Below are 23,314 nucleotides of genomic sequence, written 5' to 3'. Positions count from 1 at the left end.
CGTGGGCAGCGCGACGGTGACGGTGACCGCCACGGACTCGGGTTCGGGCGTCGCAGCGACCGAGTACTCCCTGGACGGCGGTCCCTACCTGCCGTACTCCGGGCCGGTGGCGGTCAACCGCGCGGGCAGCCATACCTTCCTGTACCGGGCCACCGACAAGGCGGGCAACACCTCCGCGGCCAAGTCGCTGACCCTGACCGTCGTCGACAGCAAGCCGCCCACCGACTGCCCTGAGACGGACGACCGTTCGACGGTGTTCGTCGGCACGGTCGACACGGGCATCCCGAACCGCGTCACGACGAACGGCTGCACGATCAACGAGCTGATCGAGGACCACGCGGCCTGGGCGAGCCACGGCGTATTCGTCTCGGCCGTCGAGGAACTCGTCGCGGACCTGCGGCACGAGGGCGTCGTCGACCAGCGGGAGGCCGGCGCCATCAAGAAGGCCGCCGGCCGCTGCGACGTAGGCAAGCCGCACACCGCCCGTATCGAGCGGTGAGCCGACGGCGGAGGACAGACGACGTCCTCCGCCTCCTGTCAGGGCCCGATGGAGTGGAGCCGGCCCGGCTCCACTCCATCGGGCCTGCCCGCTGTCGGGACCCCGTCAGGACCCGTCCGGCGGCTCCGTGCCGCGGACGCGGATCCCGGCGCACCCCCGCGCGACGGTGACTTCAACCCGGCTTTGTCCATTGCGAGATGAAAGTTCATCGGACTGCTGCACAACTTCTTTTGTGTTCGGCACCACGGTGCTACGGTCCTTTTGAAAGTCGCGCCCCGAAGCGCCGGGTGCGCGTACGGCTTCGGCGACGACGGGAGGGGCGGCGTGAGGCGTATGACGGCTCGACCGGCCAATGTCCACCAGGCCACGCTGCTCCGCCTGTTGCGCGACCTCGGTCCGCAGTCCCGGGTCGCCCTGGGCGACCGGGTCGAGCTGTCGCGTTCGAAGCTCGCGGTCGAGATCGACCGGCTGCTGGAGACGGGCCTCGTCGTCCAGGACGGTCTGGCCGCCTCCCGTGGCGGCCGCCGCTCGCACAACGTCCGGATCGCTCCGTCGCTGCGGTTCCTCGGCGTGGACATCGGTGCCACGTCGGTGGACGCGGCGGTCACCAACGCGGAGCTGGAGGTGCTCGGCCACCTTTCCGAGCCGCTGGACGTGCGTGAGGGGCCGGTCGCCGTGTTCGAGCGGGTGCTCGCCCTGGCCGCCAAGCTGCGCGAGGCGGGCGTGGCGGAGCACTTCGACGGCGCCGGGATCGGCGTCCCGGGACCCGTCCGGTTCCCCGAGGGCGTCCCCGTCGCACCACCGATCATGCCGGGCTGGGACGGCTTCCCCGTCCGCGAGGCGCTGAGCCAGGAACTCGGCTGCCCCGTCCTCGTCGACAACGACGTGAACCTCATGGCCCTCGGCGAGCAGCAGGCCGGTGTCGCCCGGTCCGTGCGCGACTTCCTGTGGGTCAAGGTGGGGACCGGCATCGGCTGCGGCATCGTCGTCGGCGGCGAGGTCCACCGCGGTGTCACCGGCAGCGCCGGCGACATCGGCCACATCCAGGTGGACCCCGACGGGCCGCCGTGCGCCTGCGGCAACACTGGTTGTCTGGAGGCGCACTTCGGCGGCAACGCCCTGGTGCGCGACGCGACCGCGCTGGCCGAGGGCGGCCGCTCGGCGGAACTGGCCGGACGGTTCGAGGCGACCGGACGGCTGACCGCGGAGGACGTCTCGGCGGCCGCCGGCGCCGGTGACGCCGCGGCCCTCGAACTGATCCGCCGGGGCGGCAGCCGCACCGGTCAGGTCATCGCCGGCCTGGTCAGCTTCTTCAACCCCGGCCTCGTGGTCATCGGGGGAGGGCTCACCGGGCTGGGCCACACCCTCCTGGCCAGCATCCGCACCCAGGTCTACCGGCAGTCCCTGCCGTTGGCGACCGGCAACCTGCCGATCGTCCTCGGCGAACTCGGCCAGGTCGCCGGCGTCGTCGGCGCCACCCGGCTGATCAGCGACCACATCTTCTCACCGGCCTGACGAGCCCCGCGCGGCCGGAATCCGTTCCCCGCGGACGGGCGTGACACCCGCGTTCGTTCCCCACGAACGGACGTGATTCCCGCGTCCGTTGCCCGCGCCACACGCATCCTTCAGGAGCGCCTATGGACAGTCAGCACGACTCGCCCACGATCGGGGTGGGCATGGTCGGATACGCCTTCATGGGCCGCGCCCACTCGCATGCCTGGCGCACCGTCGCCTGTGCCTTCGATCTGCCCAGACGCCCGGTCATGGCCGCCCTCGCCGGACGCGAGCGAGCGGCACTGGAAGAGGCCGCCCGGCGTCAGCTCTGGGCCGCCACCGACACCGACTGGCGGGCCCTGATCGCCCGGCCCGACGTCCAGCTGGTGGACATCTGCACCCCGGGATCCAGTCACGCCGAGATCGCGATCGCGGCGCTGGAGGCCGGCAAGCACGTGCTGTGCGAGAAGCCGCTCGCCAACACCGTCGAGGAGGCGGAGGCGATGGCCGCCGCCGCGGCCGCGGCGGCGCGTCGCGGCGTGCGCTCCATGGTGGGCTTCAGCTACCGGCGCACACCGGCGCTGGCCCTCGCCCGCCGCCTCATCGCCGACGGCCGCCTCGGCAGCCTGCGGCACGTACGTGCACAGTATCTCCAGGACTGGATCGTGGATCCGGAGTTCCCCCTGGTGTGGCGGCTTCAGCGCGAGCACGCCGGCTCCGGTGCGCTGGGCGACCTCGGAGCCCACATCGTCGACCTGGCCCAGTACCTCGTCGGCGAGCCGCTGACGGGAGTCTCGGCGCTCACCGAGACCTTCATCCGCGAACGTCCGCTCCCCGCGGCGTCCTCAGGGCTCGCGGCCGTCGCCGACGGGACGGCCCCACGCGGGCCCGTCACGGTGGACGACGCCGCACTGTTCACCGGCCGGTTCCCCGGCGGCGCCATCGCGTCCTTCGAGGCCACGCGGGTCGCCGCCGGTCGGAAGAACGCCCTGCGCATCGAGATCAACGGCGATCGCGGCAGCATCGCCTTCGATCTGGAGCGCCTCAACGAACTGGACTTCCACGACCACACCGAGGCGTCGGAGACGGCGGGCTTCAGGCGGATCCTGGTCACCGAACCCGACCACCCCTATCTCGACGGATGGTGGCCGCCGGGTCACGGACTCGGTTACGACCACACCTTCGTCCACCAGGTGCGCGATCTGCTGACGGCCATCGACGAGGACCGGGACCCCGAACCGTCCTTCGCCGACGGACTCCGGGTGCAGCGGGTGCTGGCCGCGGTGGAGCACAGTGCGGCGAACGGCAGCGCGTGGACGCCCGTCGCGCACGAGTCAGCGGTGCAAGGAGGGCCGCCGGCGTCGTCCGGCTCCGAGGCGCCGTCGTCCGGCTCCGAGGCGCCGTCGTCCGGCACCGACGACCCCGTGGCCGTCGCACCCTGAGCGACGCCGCGGCCGATGTCCACACTCCGTTCACGAAAAGGAGGTTTGCAAGGAAACATCTGATGGAAATCCGATCGGTCGAACAACAGCCATTCGCCGGCCGGTCGGACCGGAGGCGACAGGCGATGCCAACTGCCCGTGAGGTGCGGGCGCCGGAGAAATCCGGAGCGTATTCGACCGCACGCTCCGAAATATCCGCCTGCCTCCATGCAGGGTTCGCGCGCCAATGCGTGAGGAGTTCCGTGTGTCGTCGGGCGTGTGACGCGCGGTCGTACCAGATCCTGAACCCTCCAGGTCAGCAGGGCAACAGGCAGGACCACCCGGGTGGGTTGGCGTAGCGGCGGACGATACGGGGCGCCCTGGCATTCCACCGTGCCGCGAAGCCGATTGCCCAAAAGCGTTACACCTGTTGCCGCTTCTGGCCACGAACGATTCTGACGGTTCCCGAACCCTTTTCAAACAACGCCGTGAGAACTACCTTCCTCTCAGCTCGCTGTGTGAGCCAGGAACGGCCTGTACCGAGAAACCGCCGAGAATCCACGACCGGCCGGGCCCGCCGACACCACGACCGGCCCGGCCCGGGCCATCGACAAGTCGACGAACCGTCACCCGCCCCTCACGGGGCCGGCGGAGACCGCATCACAGGGAGACCCATGAGTGCCCCGCTGCTCGAGATGCAAGGCGTCGTCAAGGAGTTCCCCGGCGTCCGGGCCCTCGACGGCGTCGACCTCGACGTGGCCGCCGGCGAAGTGCACTGCCTGCTGGGCCAGAACGGCGCCGGCAAGTCGACGCTCATCAAGGTCCTCGCCGGCGCCCACCAGCCCGACGCGGGACACATCACCTGGGAGGGCGAGCCGGTGTCCCTCCCCACCCCGACGGCCGCCATGCGCCACGGGATCGCCACCATCTACCAGGAACTCGACCTGGCCGACGGTCTGACGGTCGCGGAGAACATCTACCTGGGGCACGAGCAGTCCCGGCTGGGCTTCACCCAGCGCTCACGGATGCACGAGGCCGCCCGGCACCTGCTGGGCAGGCTCGGGCACCCGGAGATACCCGTCACGCGCGAGGTGGGCGAGCTGTCCTCGGCCGGCAAGCAGCTCGTGTCCATGGCCCGCGCCCTCTCGCACGACACGAGGCTCATCATCATGGACGAGCCGTCCGCCGTCCTCGCCCACGACGAGGTGGACAACCTCTTCCGCGTCATCGGCGACCTCACCGCCGCCGGCGTGGCCGTCGTCTACATCTCGCACCGCATGGAGGAGATCCGCCGGATCGGGGACCGCGTCACCGTCCTCAAGGACGGCCGCACGGTCGCCCGCGGACTGCCCGCGCGCACCACCCCCACCTCCGAGCTGGTCTCGCTGATGACCGGCCGCACCGTCGAGTACGTCTTCCCCCCGAGGCCGCAGAGCCCGGGCCGCAAGGAGCGCCCGGCCCTTCTGGAGGTCGAGGGGATCAGCCGCCCGGGGGAGTTCCGCGACGTGTCCTTCACCGTCCGGGCCGGCGAGATCGTCGGGCTGGCGGGCCTGGTCGGCTCCGGCCGCTCGGAGATCCTCGAAACGGTCTACGGGGCCCGGCGCCCGGCCTCGGGGCACATCAGCGTGGCCGGGACCGCGCTGCGACCCGGCAGCATCACCGCCGCCGTCCGGGCCGGCATCGGGCTCGCCCCGGAGGAACGCAAGAGCCAGGCGCTGTTCCTGCACTCCTCCATCGCCCACAACGTCTCCATGTCCTCGCTGCGGCGCTTCGCCCGCGCCGGATTCCTCGACTCCCGCTCCGAGCTGGCCGCCACGACGGAAGCGGTCCGCAGCCTCGACCTGCGGCCCCCCGACCCGACCCGGCCGGTGCGCACCCTGTCCGGCGGCAACCAGCAGAAGGCCGTCGTCGCCCGCTGGCTGCTCAAGGACTGCCGGCTGCTGCTGCTGGACGAACCCACCCGTGGCGTCGACGTCGGCGCGCGGGCCGAGCTCTACACACTCATCCGGCGGCTCGCCGACTCGGGAGTCGGCGTGCTCCTCGTCTCCAGCGAGGTGCCCGAGGTCCTCGGCCTCGCCGACCGCGTCCTCGTGATGCGCGAAGGGCGGGTGGTCCGCGAGGCCGCCGCCCTGGACCTCGACGAATCGAAAGTGCTCGACCTCGTCATGGAAGGGAGCTCCGCGTGAGCCAGCAGACCAGTCCCCCCGGCGGGAGCGGTCCGCTGCCCGCCACCGGCCAGGGATCACCGTCCGGATCCGCCCGGAAGACCGGCTCGTCCCCGGGCAAGGGCAGCGGACCGTCCTTCCTCGGGCACATGGGCAGGGTGCGCAACCTCGGCCTGTTCGTCGTCCTCGTGCTGCTGTGCGTCATCGGCGCACTGACCTCGGGCAACTTCGCGACCAGGCAGAACGCCCTGGTGATCCTCAGCAGCGCGGCCGTCATCGGGGTCATCACGATCGGCCAGACCTTCGTCATCATCGGCGGCGGCATCGACCTGTCCGTCGGTGCGATCGTGGCGCTCGCCTCCGTGTGGTGCACCACCGTGGCGACCCAGTCCTACGGACTGGGCGGCATGGTCTTCTGCGCGCTCGCCGTGGGCGCGGTCGTCGGCCTGATCAACGGCCTGATCATCTCCTACGGCAACATCGTGGCGTTCATCGTCACGATCGCCATGATGGCGAGCGCCCGCGGACTGGCCGAGCGGATCTCCGACCGGCAGTCCCAGGTGGTCACGGTCGAGTCGTTCAACTCCATCGCCTCCACCAAGTGGCTCGGCATACCGCTGCTGGTCTACATCCTGGCGGTGGCCGTGGCCCTGGGCTGGGTACTGCTCAACCGCACCACCTTCGGCCGCCGGACGTTCGCCATCGGCGGCAACCAGGAGGCCGCGCGCCTCGCCGGCCTCGACGTGCGCCGCCACACCCTGGTGCTGTACGTCCTGTCCGGCCTGTGCTGCGGCATCGCCGCGGTCATGCTGACCGCGCGGACCACCTCCGGCGCGAGCAACCTCGGCAACCTCTACGAACTGGACTCGATCGCCGCGGTGATCATCGGCGGGACGCTGCTGACCGGCGGCCGGGGCTCGCTCGTCGGCTCGATCCTGGGCGTCCTGGTGTTCACCACGATCACCAACATCTTCGTGCTGAACAACCTCACCACCGACATCCAGCAGATCGCCAAGGGCCTGATCATCGTCGCCGCCGTGCTGATCCAGCGGCGCGGACGCCGGACCGCGACCCCGTAGCAGCGGCGCGGTCGGCGGCCCAGTCCCCGCTGCCGCCGACCGCGCCGCCCCGGCCCAGCCGCGCGGCACGTCCGCATCGACCACGGCAGGCACAACCCAGACAGGACACCCGTGACGGGAAGGACCAGCGAGATGGACAAGCGCGGACTCGGCGGCATGGACCGCAGAAGGCTGCTCCTCAGTGGCGCGGTACTCGGCGGCGGAGCCCTGGTCGCCGGCTGCACCAGCAACAAGAGCGACGCCTCCACCGACGACGTCAAGGGCGCGAGCAAGGCCGGCACCGACAACGACAAGCCGGGCAAGCAGGTGACGATCGGCTTCTCGGCCCCGGCCGCCGACCACGGCTGGATGGCGGCCATCACCAAGAACGCCCAGGCGCAGGCCAAGCAGTACTCCGATGTGCACTTCGAGGCCGTCGAGGGCACCAACGACGTCAACGCGCAGATCAGCCAGGTCCAGACGCTGATCGGCAAGAAGGTGGACGTCCTGGTCATCCTGCCGTTCGACGGCAAGGCGCTGACCTCCGTCGCCCAGCAGGCGATGGACGCCGGCATCCCCGTCATCAACGTCGACCGCGTCTTCGACACACCCCTCGCGTACCGGACGTGGATCGGCGGCGACAACTTCGGCATGGGGCTCAACGCCGGCCTCTACATCGGCAGGACCCTCAAGGCCAAGGGCGTCTCCTCGCCCGTGATCGGCGAGATCGCCGGAATCGACAATCTCGAACTCACCAAGCAGCGCAGCGCCGGGTTCAAGAAGGGCCTGGCCAAGTACGGCTACCGCGTGGGGATCCGGCAGGCCGCCGACTTCACCGCCGACTCCGGCCAGCAGGTGATGAGCAACGTGCTGCAGGCACGCTCGCATCTCGACGCGGTGTGGAACCACGACGACGACCAGGGCATCGGCGTGGAGGCGGCCATCAAGCAGGCGGGCCGCAGCGAGTTCTTCATGGTCGGCGGCGCCGGCTCCAAGCACGCCATGCAGGAGATCAAGGCGGACAACTCCGTGCTCAAGGCCACGGTCGTCTACCCGTCGAACATGTCCGCCTCCGCGATCAAGCTCGCCCGGCTCGTCGCCCAGCACAAGGGCATGAACGACCTCGTCGGTGAGGACCTGCCGTCCTCGGTGACCCTGTTCTCCGCCACCGTGACCAAGGAGAACGTCGACCAGTACCTGCCCGGCGCCTTCAGCTGACCCAGTGTCTCCCGTCCCCGTACAACAGGTCTCGAAAGGTTGATGATGTCCCGTAGAGGTATCGTCGCGCTCCTGTCCGCGGCCGCCGTGGCCCTGCCCCTGGCGGCCGCCGGCGCCACCACCGCGCACGCGGCGGAACCGGCGTTCAAGGTACTGGTGTTCTCCAAGACGACCGGCTACCGGCACGACTCCATCCCCGACGGCGTCGCCGCGATCCAGAAGCTCGGCCAGGAGAACGGCTTCGCCGTCGACACCACCGAGGACGCCACCCAGTTCAACGACGCCGACCTGGCGAAGTACCAGACGGTCGTCTTCGTCTCCACCACCGGCGACCCGCTGGACCAGCAGTCCGAGAAGGACGCCTTCCAGCGCTACATCGAGCACGGCGGCGGATACGTCGGCATCCACGCCGCCGCCGACTCCGGCTACACCTGGTCCTGGTACGGCGGCCTGGTGGGCGCGTACTTCCGCGACCACCCGTCCATCCAGCAGGCGACCGTGAACGTCGTGGGCCAGGGCACCGCCGCCACCCGCGGCCTGCCCAACCGCTGGATCCGCACCGACGAGTGGTACAACTACCGCTCCAACCCCCGCCCGAACGTACGTGTCCTGGCAACGCTGGACGAGCGGACGTACGACCCGGTCGGCTACACCGGCGGGTCGATGGGCGAGGACCACCCCATCGCATGGTGCCACCCCTACGACGGCGGACGGTCCTTCTACACCGGAATGGGCCACACCAAGGAGAGCTACGCCGATCCGCTGTTCCTGTCGCACATCCTCGGCGGCATCCGGATGACGGCCGGCGCGGCGAAGTTCAACTGCGACCCGGACAGCACCGACTGACCGGCACGGCCGCCCGCGGGCGAGGCGGGGACAGCGACATCGACAGCGAGGAACGAGGCGCCGGGCGCGACCGCGCCCGGGGCCGACGGAGGTGACGAGATGCCAGATCAGCGCAGTCGCACGGGTGTCTGGTTGGCGGGGGCGCGCGGATCGGTGGCCACCACGGTCGTCGCCGGCACCGCCGCACTGCGGGCGGGGCTGGCCGGGCCGACCGGATGCGTCACCGAGCAGCCGGGATTCCCCGACGCCGGCCTGCCCGCCCTGTCCGGCCTGGTCTTCGGGGGCCACGACATCGCCTGCACCCCCCTGCCCAAACGGGCCGAGCAACTGGTGGAGGCCGGGGTGCTGCCCCACGGGCTGCCCACGGCCGTCCACGACGACCTGGCCGCGGCCGACGCCGAGATACGCCCGGCCCCTCTCCCGGGCCCGGACACCAGCCAGGCGGACGCCGTCGAGGCGATCCGCGCCGACATCACCGCCTTCCGCGAGCGGCACGGCCTCGCACGCGTGGTCGTCGTCAACGTCTCCTCGACCGAACCGGTCGTGACGGCGCACCCGGCACACAGCTCGGCACAGGCCCTGCGCGCCGCGCTCGACGCCGGTGAGGACGTACTGCCGTCCAGCTCCCTGTACGCCCTGGCCGCGATCACGTCCGGGTGCGCGCACGTCGACTTCACGCCCTCCGCCGGCATGCGGATCCCGGCCCTGCGGGAGCTGGCCGAGCAGGCCGGCCTGCCGTACGCCGGGAACGACGGCAAGACCGGGGAGACCCTGCTCAAGGCGACCCTCGGCCCGATGTTCGCCGCCCGCGGCCTGCGGGTACGGGCCTGGTCCGGCACCAACCTGCTCGGCGGCGGCGACGGCGAGACCCTCGCCGACCCGGCCGCGATGGCCAGCAAGACCGCCTCCAAGCAGCGGGTGCTCGCCGAGACGCTCGGACACCCCGTCGAGGGCGAGGTCCACATCGACTACGTGCCCTCCCTCGGCGACTGGAAGACCGCCTGGGACCACGTGACCTTCGAGGGGTTCCTCGGCGTACGGATGAACCTCCAGTTCACGTGGGCCGGTTGCGACTCGGCACTGGCCGCGCCCCTGGTGCTCGACCTCGCCCGGCTGACGGCCCGCGCCCATGAGCGGGGCATCTCCGGCCCCCTCGGCGAACTGGCCTTCTTCTTCAAGGACCCCGTCTTCAAGGACCCCGCCGCAGGCGGCGACCACGCCGTGATGAGCCAGTACGAGACGCTGCGGGCCTTCGCCGCTCGGCTCGGGGCCGGGCTGTGACCCGCCCGCCCACGCTCCGGCCCGACCCGGGCCCCGCCCGGAGGGGGGCCGGGGACACGGGGCCGGGCGTCGACCAGGCCGGAGGTCCGCACCCGGGGCCCACAGCCACCGGGCCCGCAGAATCCGCAGGATCCGTTGGACCCGCCGGGTCCGCGGGGGCCTCCGGGTCTGCTGCCGGGTCTGCCGAGGCCATTGGGTCTACCGGGGCTGCCGGTCCCGCGGGGTCCGCCAGGTCCGCCGGATCTGGGTCAGCGGGGGCCGGGCCCATTGGGCCTGTTGGGTCCGCCGGATCTGCCGTGCCCGCTGGGGCGATTGGGTCGACTGGAGCCTTCGGGTCTGCCGGGGCCGCTGGGTCCGCAGGATCTTGGTCTGCCGGGGCCGGGCCTGCCGGAGCCGCCGGGTCCGCAGGATCTGGATCTGCCGGGGCCGGACCCGTTGGGTCTGCCGGGGCCTCCGGGGCTGTCGGGTCCGATCCGGCCGGGAAGCCGTCGTTGCGACCGCGGCTGCGCGACCTGGCCGAACTGGTGCGCGCGCCGGCCGCGCTCACCGTGCCGGGGGACGTCCTGGCGGGAGCGGCCGCCGCCGGCCAGCGCCCCGATCTGTCCACGGCCGTTCTGGCCGCCTCCTCGGTCTGCCTGTACTGGGCCGGGATGGCGCTCAACGACTGGGCCGACCGCGACCTGGACGCGGTCGAACGCCCCGAACGGCCGATCCCCTCCGGCCGCGTGGCCGCACCCGTCGCCCTGGGCACCGCCGTGGCCCTGACCACGGCCTCCCTCGGCCTGGCCGCGGCCGCCGACGGCCGTCGCGCGCTCGGCGTCGCCGTGCCCCTCGCGGCGACCGTCTGGGCGTACGACCTGTGGGCCAAGCCCCGCCCGGTGGGCCCCGCGGTGATGGCCGCCGCCCGGGGGCTCGACGTCCTGCTCGGCGCCCGCGCGGGCCGGACGCGGTCCGTCCTCCCGGCGGCCGCGACCGTCGCCGGGCACACCCTCGCCGTCACCGCGCTCAGCCGTGCCGAGGTCACCGGCGCGCAGCCGTGGCTGCCCCGGACGACACTCGCGGCCACCACAGCCGTCGCGGCGGCGACGGCGCTCGGCGCCGGCCCCGCCCGCCGCCACGGCACGGGCCGCCGGCACCGACTGGGCGTCGTCGGCGGCCTTCTCGCGTACGGCGCGACGGCCGGACGCGCCCAGGCACAGGCGGTCGCCGACCCTTCACCCGGCACGGTCCGCACGGCCGTGGGCGCGGGAATCCTCGGCCTGATCCCGCTCCAGGTCGCGCTCACCGCGGGCGCGGGCGCCCTTCGCTCCGCCCTTCCGCTCGCCGCGGCCTTCCCGCTGGCCCGAGCCCTGTCCAGGCGGGTGTCCCCGACATGAGCGCACCACACGACCGCGACACCACGACCGCCGCGCCCGTCACGACCCCGGAGCCCGTCACGACCACGCAGCCCGCGCCGTCCGCCGTGCCCGTGACATCCGCCGAGCCCGCCCTGCGCTACGGGTTCGGCACCAACGGTTTCTCCAATCACCGTCTCCAGGACGCGCTCACCGTCATCGCCGACCTCGGCTACGACGGCGTGGCGCTCACCCTCGACCACCACCACCTCGACCCCTTCGCTCCCGGCCTGGCCGCGCGGACCGCGGCCCTCGCCCGGCAGCTGGACCGTCTCGGGCTCACCGTCGTCGTCGAGACCGGGGCCCGCTACCTGCTCGACCCCTGGCACAAGCACGAGCCCACCCTGCTGGCGGCCGAAGGACGGGAACGCAGGGTGGACTTCCTGCGCCGGGCGGTGGCCGTCGGCGCGGACCTCGGCGCGCAGGCCGTCTCCTTCTGGGCCGGCGTCAGACCCGCCCGGCTCGACCCGCGCACGGCCTGGGACCGGCTGGTCGCCGGATGCGCGGACGCCGTCGAGGCGGCGGAGAAGGCGGGCGTACCACTGGGCTTCGAACCCGAACCGGGGATGCTCGTGGAGAGCATCGACGAGTACACCAGGCTGGCCTCCGCGCTCGGTGACCCGGCGCCGTTCGGCCTGACCCTCGACATCGGCCACTGCCGTTGCCTGGAGCCGTACCCGGTGCCCGAGTGCGTGCGCCGGGCAGGCGACCGGCTGGTGAACGTGCAGATCGACGACATGCGCCGGGGCACCCACGAGCACCTGGAGTTCGGCAGCGGCGAGATCGACTTCCCGCCCGTGCTCAGCGCCCTCGACGAGGTCGGCTACCGAGGGCTGGTCGCCGTGGAACTTCCCCGGCACAGCCACGACGCCCCGGGCGTGGCCCGCCGCTCCCTGGACTTCCTGCGCTCGTGCGACCCCGCGATCCGTCGCGCGGTCCGTCGTGAGGAGGAGATGGCATGACCCCCGATCACCTCAGAACCACTCTGACCGACCGGATGACCGAGCAGGGCTCGAAGTGGCTCGCCGGCGCGTGCGCCTCGGTCGCCGCCGAACCGGGAGTCGTCTGCGGTCTGTTCCCGCTGGCCGGACGCCGCTGCGGACGCGGCCCGCTGGACCCCGCCGACCCGTACGGCTGGACGGTGGACGACGCGGCCCGCGCACTCCTGCTGGCCGCCCTGCCCCTGACCGGCGCCCCGCTGCTGGAGGAGATCGGCGAGCTCTACCGCACCGGTGACGCGGCCGAGCGGCGCGCCGTGCTGCGCGCCCTGCCCCTGCTGCCCGTCGGTGACGGCGCGCTGCCGCTCGTGCGTGACGCCCTGCGCACCAACGACACCCGGCTGATCGCGGCGGCCCTCGGCGACTACGCGACCGACCACCTGGACGCGGAAACCTACCGCCAGGGCGTGCTCAAGTGCGTCTTCACCGGCATTCCGCTGGCCGCGCTGCCGGGTCTGCCCGGCCGGGCGGACGTGGAAACGGCCCGCATGATGGCCGCGTTCGCCCACGAGCGCAGGGCCGCGGGACGCACCGTGCCCGACGACATCGCTCCGGTCCTCGCGCTCTTCCCGGACGTGACCGTGCCCGGCCCCCGGGACCTTCAGGACGTCTCCACCGCGACCACCCCCGCCACCGCGACCTCCTCGACCACCGACCGTCCCAGCCACCGGGAGGCGTGATGCGCATCTTCGACCCGCACATCCACATGACCTCGCGCACCACCGACGACTACGAGGCGATGCACGCGGCCGGCGTACGCGCCCTGGTGGAGCCCGCGTTCTGGCTCGGCCAGCCGCGCACCTCCGTGGGCAGCTTCCTGGACTACTTCGACTCCCTCATCGGCTGGGAGCCCTTCCGCGCCGCCCAGTTCGGCATCCGCCACCACTGCACCATCGCCCTGAACCCCAAGGAGGCCAACGACCCGCGCTGCGCGGAGGTGCTCCAGCACCTGCCGCGCTACCTGCCCAAGGACGGTGTGGTCGCCGTCGGCGAGATCGGCTACGACTCGATGACGCCCGAGGAGGACGAGGCGTTCGCCGCGCAGCTGCAGCTCGCCGTCACCCACGACCTGCCGGCTCTGGTGCACACCCCGCACCGCGACAAGGCGGCGGGCGTGGACCGCACCCTGGCCGTGGTGAAGGAGTCGGGAATCGCCCCCGAGCGCGTCGTCGTCGACCACCTCAACGAGGTGACGGTACGGCAGGTCGCCGGCTCCGGCTGCTGGATGGGGTTCTCCATCTACCCCGACACCAAGATGGACGAGCGCCGCATGGTCGCCGTGCTGCGCGAGTTCGGCACCGAGCGGGTCCTCGTCAACTCGGCCGCGGACTGGGGCCGGAGCGACCCTTTGAAGACCCGGAAGACCGCGGACGCCATGCTCGCCGCCGGCTTCACCGCCGACGAGGTGGACACCGTCCTGTGGCGCAACCCCGTCGCGTTCTACGGCCAGAGCGGCAAGCTGGAGCTCGAGGACTCGGACGCGGCCGGCGCCGACGCCACCTACGAGGGCAACTCCGTGCTGCGCGGCGTCCGGGCGGAGGTGTAGCGGTGCGTCTGCTCCACCCCGACGGCACGGTGGTCCACCTCGCGTACTGCACCAACGTCCACCCCGCCGAGGACCTCGACGGGGTGCTGGCCCAACTGGCCCGGCACGCCGAGCCGGTGCGCGAGCGGCTGGGCGCCCCCGTCCTCGGCCTGGGCCTGTGGCTGGCCCGCGACGCCGCGGCGGCCCTCGCCGCGGACGACGCGGCGGTCGGCGGCCTCCGCCGGGAGCTGACCGCCCGCGGCCTGGAGGTCGTCACCCTCAACGGCTTCCCCTACCGCGGCTTCCACGACCCCGTCGTCAAGCACGCCGTCTACCGGCCGGACTGGACCGAGCCCGACCGGCTGCACTACACCCTCGACCTCGCCCGTGTGCTCGCCGCGCTGCTGCCCGAGGACGCCGCGCACGGCAGCGTCTCCACCGTGCCCCTGGGCTGGCGGACCCCGTGGACGGCCGGACAGGCCGACCAGGCCGCCCGAACGCTCGACACACTGGCCGACGGCCTCGCCGACCTCGCCGCCGACACCGGCCGGACGATCAGGGTCGGCCTGGAACCCGAGCCGGGCTGCGTCGTCGAGACCACCGCCGAGGCCGTCCGGCACCTCGCCCGTGTGGACACCGACCGCATCGGCGTCTGCCTGGACGCCTGCCACCTGGCGGTCGGCTTCGAGGAGCCGGCCGCCGCGCTCGCCCGCCTGGAGGCGGCCGGACTGACGGTGGTCAAGACCCAGGCGTCCTGCGCCCTCCAGGCCGCCGACCCGTCCGATCCGGCCACCCGGGCGGCACTGGCCCGGTTCGCCGAGCCCCGCTTCCTGCACCAGGTCCGCGAGCAGGGCGCCCCGCCCCGGGCCGTGGACGACCTGGACGACGCCCTCGCCGGCGGCCTGCCCGGCCGCGACCCGTGGCGCGTCCACTTCCACGTGCCGCTGCACGCCGACCCGGAGCCGCCGCTGACCACCACCCGCCCCGAACTGGAGGCGACCCTCGCCGCCCTGCTCGGCGGGGACACCGCCCGCACCGCACACGTGGAGGCCGAGACCTACACCTGGGGAGTGCTCCCCGAGGCCGCCCGGCCGCAGGGCCCCGACGCCCTCGCCGACGGCATCGCGGCCGAACTCGCCTTCACCCGCGACCACCTGATCTCTCTCGGCCTGAAGGAGGTCGCCCCATGAGCCCCGGCCCCACACCCCTCCTCGTCCTCGACGTCGTCGGCCTCACCCCCCGGCTGCTCGCCCACATGCCCCGGCTGCGCGCCCTGGGCGAGGCGGGCTTCACCTCGCGTCTCGACACCGCCTTCCCCGCCGTCACCTGCACCGTGCAGTCCACCCTGCTCACCGGGCAGCCCGCCACCGGCCACGGCATCGTCGGCAACGGCTGGTACTTCCGCGAACTCGGCGAAGTGCTCCTGTGGCGGCAGCACAACGCCCTCGTCGGCGGGGAGAAGCTGTGGGAGGCGGCGCGGCGCGCCCACCCCGGCTACCGTGTGGCCAACATCTGCTGGTGGTACGCCATGGGCGCCGACGTCGACCTCACCGTCACGCCACGGCCGATCTACTACTCCGACGGCCGCAAGGAACCCGACTGCTACACGTACCCGCCGCAGCTGCACGACGAACTCACCGCCGAACTGGGCACGTTCCCGCTGTTCACCTACTGGGGACCGACCGCCTCCCTCACCTCCTCCCGGTGGATCGCCGAAGCCGCCCGGCACATCCTCACCACCCAGGCCCCCGACCTCACCCTCGTCTACGTCCCCCACCTCGACTACGACCTCCAGCGGTACGGACCCGACGACCCCCGCGCCGCCGCTGCCGCTGCCGACGTCGACCGCGTCCTCGCCCCGCTGCTCGACGCCGCCGCCGCACGCTCGGTCACCGTCGTCGCCCTGTCCGAGTACGGCATCACGAACGTCTCCCGGGCGGTGGACATCAACCGCGTCCTGCGCCGGGCCGGGCTGCTGCACGTCCACACCCAGGACGGCATGGAATACCTCGACCCGTGGACGTCGGCCGCCTTCGCCGTCGCCGACCACCAGGTCGCCCACGTCTACGTCGCCGACCCGGCCGACACCGAACGCGTCCGCGAACTGGTGGCCGGCACCGACGGCGTGGCCGAGGTGCTCACCGAGGCCGGCAAGAAGGCGTACGGCATCGACCACCCGCGCGCCGGCGACCTCGTCGCCGTCGCCGAGCCGGACTCCTGGTTCACCTACTACTACTGGCTCGACGACGACCACGCCCCGGACTTCGCCCGCCTGGTCGAGATCCACCGCAAACCGGGATACGACCCGGCCGAGCTGTTCATGGACCCCAAGGACCCCACGGTCAAGCTGCGCGCCGCCGCGGCGCTCGCCCGCAAGAAGCTCGGCATGCGCTACCGCATGAGCGTCGTCCCCCTCGACCCGTCCCCGGTGCGCGGCAGCCACGGCCGCCTGCCCGACCACCCCGACGACGGCCCCGTACTGCTGTGCTCCCGGCCCGACGAGGCGCGTGACCACTACGACGCCACCGAGGTGAAGGACCTGCTGCTGCGCCTGGCCGACCTGGCGAACTGAAACCGAGCGACGAACCACCGGAGGAACCGAGATGCCACGCCCGATCACCCTGTTCACCGGCCAGTGGGCCGACATGCCGTTCGAGGAGGTCTGCCGGCTGGCGGCGAAGTGGGGCTACGACGGGTTGGAGATCGCCTGCTGGGGCGACCACTTCGAGGTCGACAAGGCCCTGGCCGACGACGACTACATCCCGCGCCGCCGCGCCCTGCTGGAGAAGTACAACCTGCGCTGCTGGACCCTCTCCTGTCACCTGACGGGCCAGGCCGTCTGCGACCACCCCATCGACGAACGCCACAAGGGCATCCTCCCCGCCCGCATCTGGGGCGACGGTGAACCGGAGGGCGTCCGGCAGCGCGCCGCCCAGGAGATCAAGGACACCGCACGCGCCGCCGCGGCCTTCGGGGTGGAAACGGTCGTCGGCTTCACGGGTTCCTCCATCTGGCACACGGTGGCGATGTTCCCACCCGTACCGCCGGAGATGATCGAGCGCGGCTACGCGGACTTCGCCGAGCGGTGGAACCCCATCCTCGACGTCTTCGACGAGGTCGGCGTGCGCTTCGCCCACGAGGTCCACCCTTCCGAGATCGCCTACGACTACTGGTCGACGGTGCGCACCCTGGAGGCGATCGGCCACCGGGAGGCGTTCGGGCTCAACTTCGACCCGTCCCACTTCGTCTGGCAGGACCTGGACCCGGTCGGCTTCCTGTGGGACTTCAAGGACCGCATCTACCACGTGGACTGCAAGGAATCGGTCAAGCGGTTCAACGGGCGCAACGGCCGCCTCGGCTCCCACCTGCCGTGGGGGGACCCGCGCCGCGGCTGGGACTTCGTCTCCACCGGCCACGGGGACGTCCCCTGGGAGGCCTGCTTCCGCATGCTCAACTCCATCGGCTACGACGGCCCGATCTCGGTGGAGTGGGAGGACGCCGGCATGGACCGCCTGGCCGGCGCCCCGGACGCCCTGAAGTTCATCCGGGGTCTGGTGGCGATCGAGCCGTCGGCGCGGTCCTTCGACTCGGCGTTCTCGTCCGGCGACTGACGAGGTGACGGCCGGGGCTTCGTTGCGGGCGCCCTCGTGGTCCGGTGAGGCACGGGACCCTCGCGTGCCCGCGAGAGTCCCTGCCGGTCACCGCGCCCGCGCGGTCGCGGGCGACTGATCGGACCGCACGGTGCGCCGCTGCGGCAGTGCCGTGCAAGCAGTGCTCCCACGCCCACCGCGCCGCGGACCCGCCCGGGAACTGGAGGGGCTCCAGGGGCAGGGCAGGCGACCTTGACGGGTGCCGGGCCGCAGCCGATATTGGTCCGGCGTTCCCGGCGCGTTGTCATGCTCGACTTCGGCGTGCGCTCTTGTCCTGCTCGACTCAGCACGGCCTCGTCCCGGCCATTCGTCCATTCCTTCCAGGCGGAGCAGATGAAGAAGAGCAAGAGACTGTGCGGCGCGGCCGGGGTCCTCGGCGTACTCGGCGGCCTCGTCATGGCCGGCGTGACACCGGCGCAGGCGTCCATGGACCTCACGGGCTCCATGGGCGCCCCGGGCCCCACGGCCCTCCGTTCGAACCCGCAACCGGGCCGGCACGCCTACCCGCCGGACGCCCTGCCGCTGGGCCCCTCCGACCTCACCGAGACGCGTACGACGACAACCCTGCAGCCCGGTGTCACCCTCACCCGCATCGTGCGCGGAGAGTCCGACCCGGCGCTCGGCTGGACCGTAGAGGTGTCCATCCCCGGCGGTGACACCTCACCGGACCCCGACGCCCCGCCGACCGCCCTGAAGGACAGGGCGAGCGCCGACGAACTGGCCGGCCGGCTGGAGCGGGACGGCTTCAGCCCCCGGGTCGAGCAGGTCACCACGCCGAAGACGGCCGACTACGCCGGCGGCACGCTCGGGTGGCGGGTCCGGGTCGGACGGTACGACACGCAGTCCGCCGCGACGGACGAACGCGGGCGGCTGAAGGCGGCCGGATACACGGGATCCGCCGTGTACACCGGCTGGGACGGCGATGCCACGGACCGGGGCCCGTGGCACATCGACGTGCTCACCATCGACCCCCGCCGGTTCCGCGGCAGCCTCGAGGCGTCGTACGGCCCCGACCTGGAGAACCGCGAGACGACCAGCGAACTGTCGAACGCGGCCGGCGCGACCGCGGCGGTCAACGCCGGCTTCTTCGTCCTCGACCCCAACGCGGGCGCCCCGGGTGACCCGGCCGGCGTCGGCGTGTACGACGGACGCCTGCTCAGCGAACCGGTGAACGGACGCCCCGGCCTGGTGATCCACGGCAACGGCCGGCAGTCGGAGATCGCCCGGTTCACCTGGCGGGGGCGGGTCGTCGGCGCGGACACCTCGCTGAGCCTGACCGGCATCAACCGGGTACCGGGCCTGATCCGGAACTGCGGCGGCGAGCACGACATCCCGACCTCACTGCCGCTGCACGACGTGACGTGCACCAACCCCGACGAACTCGTGGCCTTCACCCCCGACTTCGGTCAGCGCACGCCGCAGGGTGAGGGAGCGGAGGCCGTGCTGGACGCCCACGGCCGGGTCGTACAGCTGCGCTCGCCGCGCGGCGGCCCGCTTCCGGCGGGCGGCAGCTCCGTACAGGCGACCGGACGGCGCGTCGCGGAGCTGACCGCCCTGGCGCAGGCGGGCCACCGTCTGCACATCAGCACGACGTTGCTGGACGGGCACGGGCACCCGGTGAAGCCCTCACCCACGACCGACATCGTGAACGGCGGCCCCGAACTGGTCCGCGACGGGCGGCTCCACGTCACCCCGGCCACCGACGGCATGGTGCACCCGGGCGACCCGAGCTGGTACTACGGCTGGGTGCACAAGCGCAACCCGCGCACGCTGGCCGGCGTGGACGCCGCCGGCCGGACCGTGCTCGTCACCGCCGACGGACGCAGCACCGGCGCACTCGGGCTCAGCATCACCGAGAGCGCCGAGGTCGCCAAGGCCCTCGGACTGCGCGACGCGATGAACCTCGACGGCGGCGGCTCGACCACCCTGGTCGCCGACCACACCGTCCTCAACCACCCGTCCGACGCCACCGGCGAACGCCCCGTCGGAGACGCGCTGCTGATCCTGCCCGACAGGAACTGACCCCGCGACGCCGCGCCCGCGGGCGCCCCGGCAGGGCACCGCGGGCGCGGGGAATTTCAGGCGCCGGAAGTTCCGGGGCGTTTTCCGGAATCGGCACAGGTCCGCTGGTCGGCCAGTGGACTGGACCACAGACGGTGCCCGAAACCCCTTTCGGACGAGGGGTATTCGCTGCTTCTATTGACGTGTTCGCGACAAGCGTAACGCGCGAGGGCCCTGTCGCGGCGCCGCACAGGCACAGCTCCGCCCAGCACGCCCAAGCCCCCACCCCGGTGACGCGCTCCCCGGATCGCCCACGGCCCCACACCCTTGTCCGCAGCCGCGGCACCGAAGCCGCGGTGACGAGCGCCAGCCTCGGTGCTACGCGAGTAGACCCGCACGAACCGTACCTCCTTGCACATCCCAGCACCTCCTTGCACCTCCCCACACCCCACAACCGGAAAGCCCAGGAGGAAAGCCTTGTTCTCGCGAATTCGCAGTGCCCGAACTCTGACCGTGGCCGGCGTCCTCGGCGCGAGCATCGCCCTGACGGCGACCATGACGGCGGGCACGGCCTCCGCCAGACCCGCGCCGTCGGGCGACACCATCCCGCTCGGCCAGGGATACGCGGGCGTCGGCTACGTCCAGGACAGCAAGGACTTCAAGCCGGACACGCGCCAACTCCAGCTGAGCAGCACGGCCGTGGTGAGCCCGTCCTTCGCCACGAACCCCCCGCCCGGCATCGACGTCTCGCACTACCAGGGGACGATCAACTGGGCGTCGGTGAAATCGGCGGGCATCCAGTTCGCCTGGATCAAGGCCACCGAGGGCACCTCGTACAAGGACTCCCAGTTCAGTGCCAACTACCTGCACGCCTACAACAACAACGTGATCCGGGGCGCGTACCACTTCGCGCGGCCGGACCTGTCCACCGGCGCGACACAGGCGACCTACTTCGCCAACAACGGCGGCGCCTGGTCGAGGGACAACCTGACGCTGCCCGGGATGCTCGACCTCGAAGGCGGCTGCTACAACAAGTCGGCCAGTGCCATGCAGTCATGGATCCTCGACTTCTACAACACGTACAAGTCGAAGACCGGCCGCGACGTCGTCATCTACACGAGCGCCAGCTGGTGGAACACCTGCACCGGCGGTTGGAGCGGCATGTCCGCCAGGAGCCCGCTCTGGGTGGCGAGCTGGACCTCCGCGTCGGACCCCACCATCCCGAACGGCTTCCCGTACGCGACGGTCTGGCAGTACACCTCCACCGGCAGCGTCAGCGGCATCTCCGGCAACGTGGACCGCGACCGCTTCAACGGCGACCGCACCCGGCTGCTGGCCCTGGCCAACAACACGGCGTGACACAGCTCAAGCCCCAGGTGGAGCAGGACACGGTCCCGCTCCACCTGGGTACCGCCGCAGGAGTGTGGGCACCGGCGCTGAGTCACCGGTTCGCCGTCACGCCGGGGCGCCGCCCGAGTAGTCGCTGTTGAAGGTGGTCTCGACGGTGGTGGCGACGGGCTCGGCGACGCCCGTGCCCGTCAGGATGAGCCCCAGCTCTCTGTTGTTGTCGAGCGAGTTGCTGCTGATGTTCATGGAGCCGGCCTCCACCTTCTGGGTGGACAGGCCGTAGTCGGCGACCATCGCCTTGGCGTGGATGTAGAAGCCGTTGGGGTCGGAGTAGCCGACGACCTTGCCGCCCGCCGCCTTGATGGCGGACACCTGGCCGGCGTAACTGGACGGGTTCTCCAGCACCACCCGCACGGCCACGCCCGCCTTGGCCCGGGCCACGATGGCGTTGACCACCGTGCTGTCACTGAACTCCAGCTCCTCGACGTCGAGTTCGGAGGTGGCGCCGTTGATGACGGACAGCAGCCGGTTGCGGGAGTCGGTGGGGGACCAGAGCAGGTGGTCGCCGTCGGTGGGGGTGATCGAGGTGCCCGTGTAGTCGGCGTTGAAGACCTTCTCGATCGAGGCGACGTCGCGTGTGTCGTCGTCGAACACGCCGTAGTCACGGCTGGTCGTGTAGTACTGCGAGGTGAGGTTGCCGGTCATGATCAGGGACTTCACGCCGTCCACCGTGATGGTCTTCTGGTGCGTGTAGACGAAGGCGGACGGCGACCACACCACGCCGACTCCCGCGCTGCCCAGGGAGTTGTACGCAGAGCTGTTGGCGGTCTTGTGCTGGCGGTCCAGTACGACCCGGACGGTGACACCCTTGTTCTTCAGGGCTATGAGGTCGTTGACGGCGGTGGTGTCCTCCAGCTCGTACATGGTCATGTCGAGAGAGGTGCTGGCCGAGTTGATGAAGTCGTAGATGGTGGGCTGGCTGCCGCTGCGCGAGAAGGCGAACGCCGAGTATTCGGCGGCGTTCGCGGGGAGGGCGGTTGCCACCACCGCGGCACCGGCGGCCAGGGCGACACCCGCGCGGCCGAGGACCTTCCACAGCATGCTTGACTCCTAGTCGAGTTGGCACTGGTGGAGCACGACGCGTGCATGACACCACGCGCGTAGAACGCTGTGGAGGGGCAGCTTGGTGAACATGGCGTGAGTAACCGGCCGTTGCCGCGGACATAACGGACGCCGTGCAGGTGGAAGGTGGTGCGAGGGTTTCCCTCGAAATGGCAAAAGCTTCCTATGGCCTCATGCGGCGCCTGTCACGAGCTCGGAAGAAAGGGGGGCTCACCCCCGCGGGTGGGGACGGTCGATCTCGGTGGTCGCGCCGTCAGTGTGTGAAGGTAAGGTCTCGCTGTGGACATGACGAGCCCTGGATGGTACCCGGACCCGTGGCACGAGGGCGGCGGCCCGGCCGGGGCAGCGGTGGTGGGACGGTACGACCTGGACCGAGCATGTGCAGGCGCCGCAGCCGTCCGGCAGGCGGAAGCGGCGCCGCGGCCCGGTCGTGGGCCTCATGGCCGGCGCCCTCGTCCTGGTCGCCGGGGGCGTCACGGCGGCGGTGGTGCTGACTGACGGCGACGGCGGCCCCACGGCACCGTCGGCCCACGGGGCTGCCTCCCCTGACCGGCACGCGCCGAGCCCGTCGGCGTCGCACCGCGCCCAACCGAGCCCTTCCGGATCCGCGGGCGAGGACCGCCACAGTGGCGGGAGCCGGCCACCGCGGCAGCGCCCCGCCGTCACCGGACGCGTCGACGATACGGTCAACGGCCTTCGCGTCCCCGTGCTGCGCGGCTGGCGCGGCACTCCCACCAAGACCGGCTCGGGTCTCGGGTACGGCAGCGTGTACCACTGCCCGGCGGTGCCCGCCGACTACTGCCTGCCCGGCGGGGCGTACACGCGGGCCATCGCGCATCCTGGCGACCTGACCCTCAAGGAGCTGGCACAGGCCGAGATCGGCGAGGTCGCGCAGAGCACCTACGGTACGAACACGAGCGGCCTGAAGGACTACGGCGGCATCACCGGACATCGTCGGACCGCCGCGGGGGCTGTGACGGTCGCGGGCCGGAAAGGGTACTTCATCCGCTGGAAGGTCAGCATGGGCAAGGGGCCCGACGCCGTCGTGGAAGCGGTGGTGTTCCCCTCGCCGCAGGTCCAGGGCCGCTATCTGCTGCTCGGCTTCGGCTTCGACGACAACAGCAGAGGTCCGTCCGTGACGGACATGCAATGGATCACTGATGGCATCGAGCGCCTCGACGGCGGTGGCAGCGGCATAAGCGCCTGAGCGTGGCGCCGCCCGGCCGTCACCGGAACGTCCGGCAGTCGAGACCCGCAGAGCACCCCGGCCAGTGCACGTCCGCAACTGGTCGCCG

19 protein-coding genes and 1 pseudogene are annotated in these 23,314 nt (G+C 71.9%); 19 read left to right on the top strand and 1 reads right to left on the bottom strand.

All coding sequences use genetic code 11. The features are described 5' to 3' along the window. The 17 genes from R2S09_RS27285 to R2S09_RS27205 form a co-directional block, all read left to right on the top strand. Positions 1–499: OmpL47-type beta-barrel domain-containing protein (locus R2S09_RS27285; RefSeq protein WP_399144769.1), on the top strand; the 499-nt coding region annotated here is incomplete at its 5' end. 333 nt (positions 500–832) lie between these two features. Continuing rightward, positions 833–2,014: an ROK family transcriptional regulator gene (locus tag R2S09_RS27280; protein ID WP_306191284.1), complete on the top strand. Its 1,182-nt coding sequence runs from the start codon at positions 833–835 to the stop codon at positions 2,012–2,014. Positions 2,015–2,136: 122 nt separating this feature from the next. Beyond that, entirely contained in the window at positions 2,137–3,435 is a 1,299-nt protein-coding gene (locus R2S09_RS27275) for a Gfo/Idh/MocA family oxidoreductase (RefSeq protein ID WP_316743855.1), read from the top strand. Positions 3,436–4,088: 653 nt separating this feature from the next. Then, positions 4,089–5,600: a sugar ABC transporter ATP-binding protein gene (locus R2S09_RS27270; RefSeq protein ID WP_316743853.1), complete on the top strand. Its 1,512-nt coding sequence runs from the start codon at positions 4,089–4,091 to the stop codon at positions 5,598–5,600. 35 nt (positions 5,601–5,635) lie between these two features. Next, on the top strand, positions 5,636–6,658 hold the full coding sequence (locus tag R2S09_RS27265) for an ABC transporter permease (RefSeq protein ID WP_372337795.1): 1,023 nt from the start codon (positions 5,636–5,638) through the stop codon (positions 6,656–6,658). A gap of 132 nt (positions 6,659–6,790) precedes the next feature. Then, a complete protein-coding gene (locus R2S09_RS27260) occupies positions 6,791–7,855 on the top strand; it encodes a substrate-binding domain-containing protein (protein WP_372337794.1) in 1,065 nt (354 codons plus the stop codon). A 45-nt stretch (positions 7,856–7,900) separates the two neighbouring features. Then, positions 7,901–8,701, top strand: coding sequence for a ThuA domain-containing protein (locus tag R2S09_RS27255; protein WP_316743851.1), 801 nt, complete (start codon positions 7,901–7,903; stop codon positions 8,699–8,701). Between the two features lie 99 nt (positions 8,702–8,800). Next, a complete protein-coding gene (locus R2S09_RS27250) occupies positions 8,801–9,982 on the top strand; it encodes an inositol-3-phosphate synthase (RefSeq protein ID WP_306191289.1) in 1,182 nt (393 codons plus the stop codon). 491 nt (positions 9,983–10,473) lie between these two features. Continuing rightward, positions 10,474–11,358, top strand: coding sequence for an SCO3242 family prenyltransferase (locus R2S09_RS27245; protein ID WP_316743848.1), 885 nt, complete (start codon positions 10,474–10,476; stop codon positions 11,356–11,358). Beyond that, a complete protein-coding gene (locus R2S09_RS27240; protein ID WP_316743846.1) occupies positions 11,355–12,338 on the top strand; it encodes a sugar phosphate isomerase/epimerase family protein in 984 nt (327 codons plus the stop codon). The genes R2S09_RS27245 and R2S09_RS27240 overlap by 4 nt, the downstream gene beginning before the upstream one ends. After that, on the top strand, positions 12,335–13,054 hold the full coding sequence (locus R2S09_RS27235; protein ID WP_316743844.1) for an EboA domain-containing protein: 720 nt from the start codon (positions 12,335–12,337) through the stop codon (positions 13,052–13,054). The genes R2S09_RS27240 and R2S09_RS27235 overlap by 4 nt, the downstream gene beginning before the upstream one ends. Beyond that, entirely contained in the window at positions 13,054–13,920 is an 867-nt protein-coding gene (locus R2S09_RS27230; protein ID WP_316743842.1) for a TatD family hydrolase, read from the top strand. Before R2S09_RS27235 ends, R2S09_RS27230 begins: the two co-directional genes overlap by 1 nt. A gap of 2 nt (positions 13,921–13,922) precedes the next feature. Next, a complete protein-coding gene (gene eboE, locus R2S09_RS27225) occupies positions 13,923–15,089 on the top strand; it encodes a metabolite traffic protein EboE (RefSeq protein ID WP_316743840.1) in 1,167 nt (388 codons plus the stop codon). Beyond that, positions 15,086–16,471 carry an alkaline phosphatase family protein gene (locus R2S09_RS27220; RefSeq protein WP_316743838.1) on the top strand — a complete coding sequence of 462 codons (1,386 nt, stop codon included), beginning with the start codon at positions 15,086–15,088 and terminating at the stop codon, positions 16,469–16,471. The genes eboE and R2S09_RS27220 overlap by 4 nt, the downstream gene beginning before the upstream one ends. Positions 16,472–16,502: 31 nt before the next feature. Continuing rightward, a complete protein-coding gene (locus tag R2S09_RS27215; protein WP_316743836.1) occupies positions 16,503–17,510 on the top strand; it encodes a sugar phosphate isomerase/epimerase family protein in 1,008 nt (335 codons plus the stop codon). Positions 17,511–17,882: 372 nt separating this feature from the next. Continuing rightward, positions 17,883–19,571 (top strand): phosphodiester glycosidase family protein, encoded by a 1,689-nt coding sequence (locus R2S09_RS27210; protein WP_316743834.1) that lies wholly within the window; start codon positions 17,883–17,885, stop codon positions 19,569–19,571. 534 nt (positions 19,572–20,105) lie between these two features. Continuing rightward, the gene (locus tag R2S09_RS27205) at positions 20,106–20,909 is read left to right on the top strand and encodes a GH25 family lysozyme (RefSeq protein WP_316743862.1); all 804 of its coding nucleotides are present in this window, start codon (positions 20,106–20,108) and stop codon (positions 20,907–20,909) included. A 96-nt stretch (positions 20,910–21,005) separates the two neighbouring features. Here R2S09_RS27205 and R2S09_RS27200 read toward each other — a convergent pair whose 3' ends face one another. After that, positions 21,006–21,998: a phospholipase D-like domain-containing protein gene (locus tag R2S09_RS27200; protein WP_316743832.1), complete on the bottom strand. Its 993-nt coding sequence runs from the start codon at positions 21,996–21,998 to the stop codon at positions 21,006–21,008. Between the two features lie 316 nt (positions 21,999–22,314). Here R2S09_RS27200 and R2S09_RS40650 point away from each other — a divergent pair. Together R2S09_RS40650 and R2S09_RS27195 are read left to right on the top strand one after the other, a co-directional pair. Next, positions 22,315–22,413: pseudogene (locus R2S09_RS40650) on the top strand (DUF2510 domain-containing protein); the annotation flags it as partial. Positions 22,414–22,458: 45 nt separating this feature from the next. Then, positions 22,459–23,226 carry a hypothetical protein gene (locus R2S09_RS27195; protein ID WP_316743830.1) on the top strand — a complete coding sequence of 256 codons (768 nt, stop codon included), beginning with the start codon at positions 22,459–22,461 and terminating at the stop codon, positions 23,224–23,226. Positions 23,227–23,314: the final 88 nt, after the last annotated feature.

The sequence above is a fragment of the Streptomyces sp. MK7 genome, from assembly GCF_032658145.1.
Taxonomy (GTDB): Bacteria; Actinomycetota; Actinomycetes; order Streptomycetales; family Streptomycetaceae; genus Streptomyces; species Streptomyces spiralis.
This window is presented reverse-complemented; position numbering and strand designations above follow the sequence as displayed.

Bases quoted from the DNA above. Each gene is read 5' to 3' on its own strand.
- R2S09_RS27280 (WP_306191284.1), top strand. From the start codon at position 833: ATGACGGCTCGACCGGCCAATGTCCACCAGGCCACGCTGCTCCGCCTG.
- R2S09_RS27275 (WP_316743855.1), top strand. From the start codon at position 2,137: ATGGACAGTCAGCACGACTCGCCCACGATCGGGGTGGGCATGGTCGGA.
- R2S09_RS27270 (WP_316743853.1), top strand. From the start codon at position 4,089: ATGAGTGCCCCGCTGCTCGAGATGCAAGGCGTCGTCAAGGAGTTCCCC.
- R2S09_RS27260 (WP_372337794.1), top strand. From the start codon at position 6,791: ATGGACAAGCGCGGACTCGGCGGCATGGACCGCAGAAGGCTGCTCCTC.
- R2S09_RS27255 (WP_316743851.1), top strand. From the start codon at position 7,901: ATGTCCCGTAGAGGTATCGTCGCGCTCCTGTCCGCGGCCGCCGTGGCC.
- R2S09_RS27250 (WP_306191289.1), top strand. From the start codon at position 8,801: ATGCCAGATCAGCGCAGTCGCACGGGTGTCTGGTTGGCGGGGGCGCGC.
- R2S09_RS27240 (WP_316743846.1), top strand. From the start codon at position 11,355: ATGAGCGCACCACACGACCGCGACACCACGACCGCCGCGCCCGTCACG.
- R2S09_RS27235 (WP_316743844.1), top strand. From the start codon at position 12,335: ATGACCCCCGATCACCTCAGAACCACTCTGACCGACCGGATGACCGAG.
- R2S09_RS27230 (WP_316743842.1), top strand. From the start codon at position 13,054: ATGCGCATCTTCGACCCGCACATCCACATGACCTCGCGCACCACCGAC.
- R2S09_RS27220 (WP_316743838.1), top strand. From the start codon at position 15,086: ATGAGCCCCGGCCCCACACCCCTCCTCGTCCTCGACGTCGTCGGCCTC.
- R2S09_RS27215 (WP_316743836.1), top strand. From the start codon at position 16,503: ATGCCACGCCCGATCACCCTGTTCACCGGCCAGTGGGCCGACATGCCG.
- R2S09_RS27210 (WP_316743834.1), top strand. From the start codon at position 17,883: ATGAAGAAGAGCAAGAGACTGTGCGGCGCGGCCGGGGTCCTCGGCGTA.
- R2S09_RS27205 (WP_316743862.1), top strand. From the start codon at position 20,106: ATGACGGCGGGCACGGCCTCCGCCAGACCCGCGCCGTCGGGCGACACC.
- R2S09_RS27200 (WP_316743832.1), bottom strand. From the start codon at position 21,998: ATGCTGTGGAAGGTCCTCGGCCGCGCGGGTGTCGCCCTGGCCGCCGGT.
- R2S09_RS27195 (WP_316743830.1), top strand. From the start codon at position 22,459: ATGGCCGGCGCCCTCGTCCTGGTCGCCGGGGGCGTCACGGCGGCGGTG.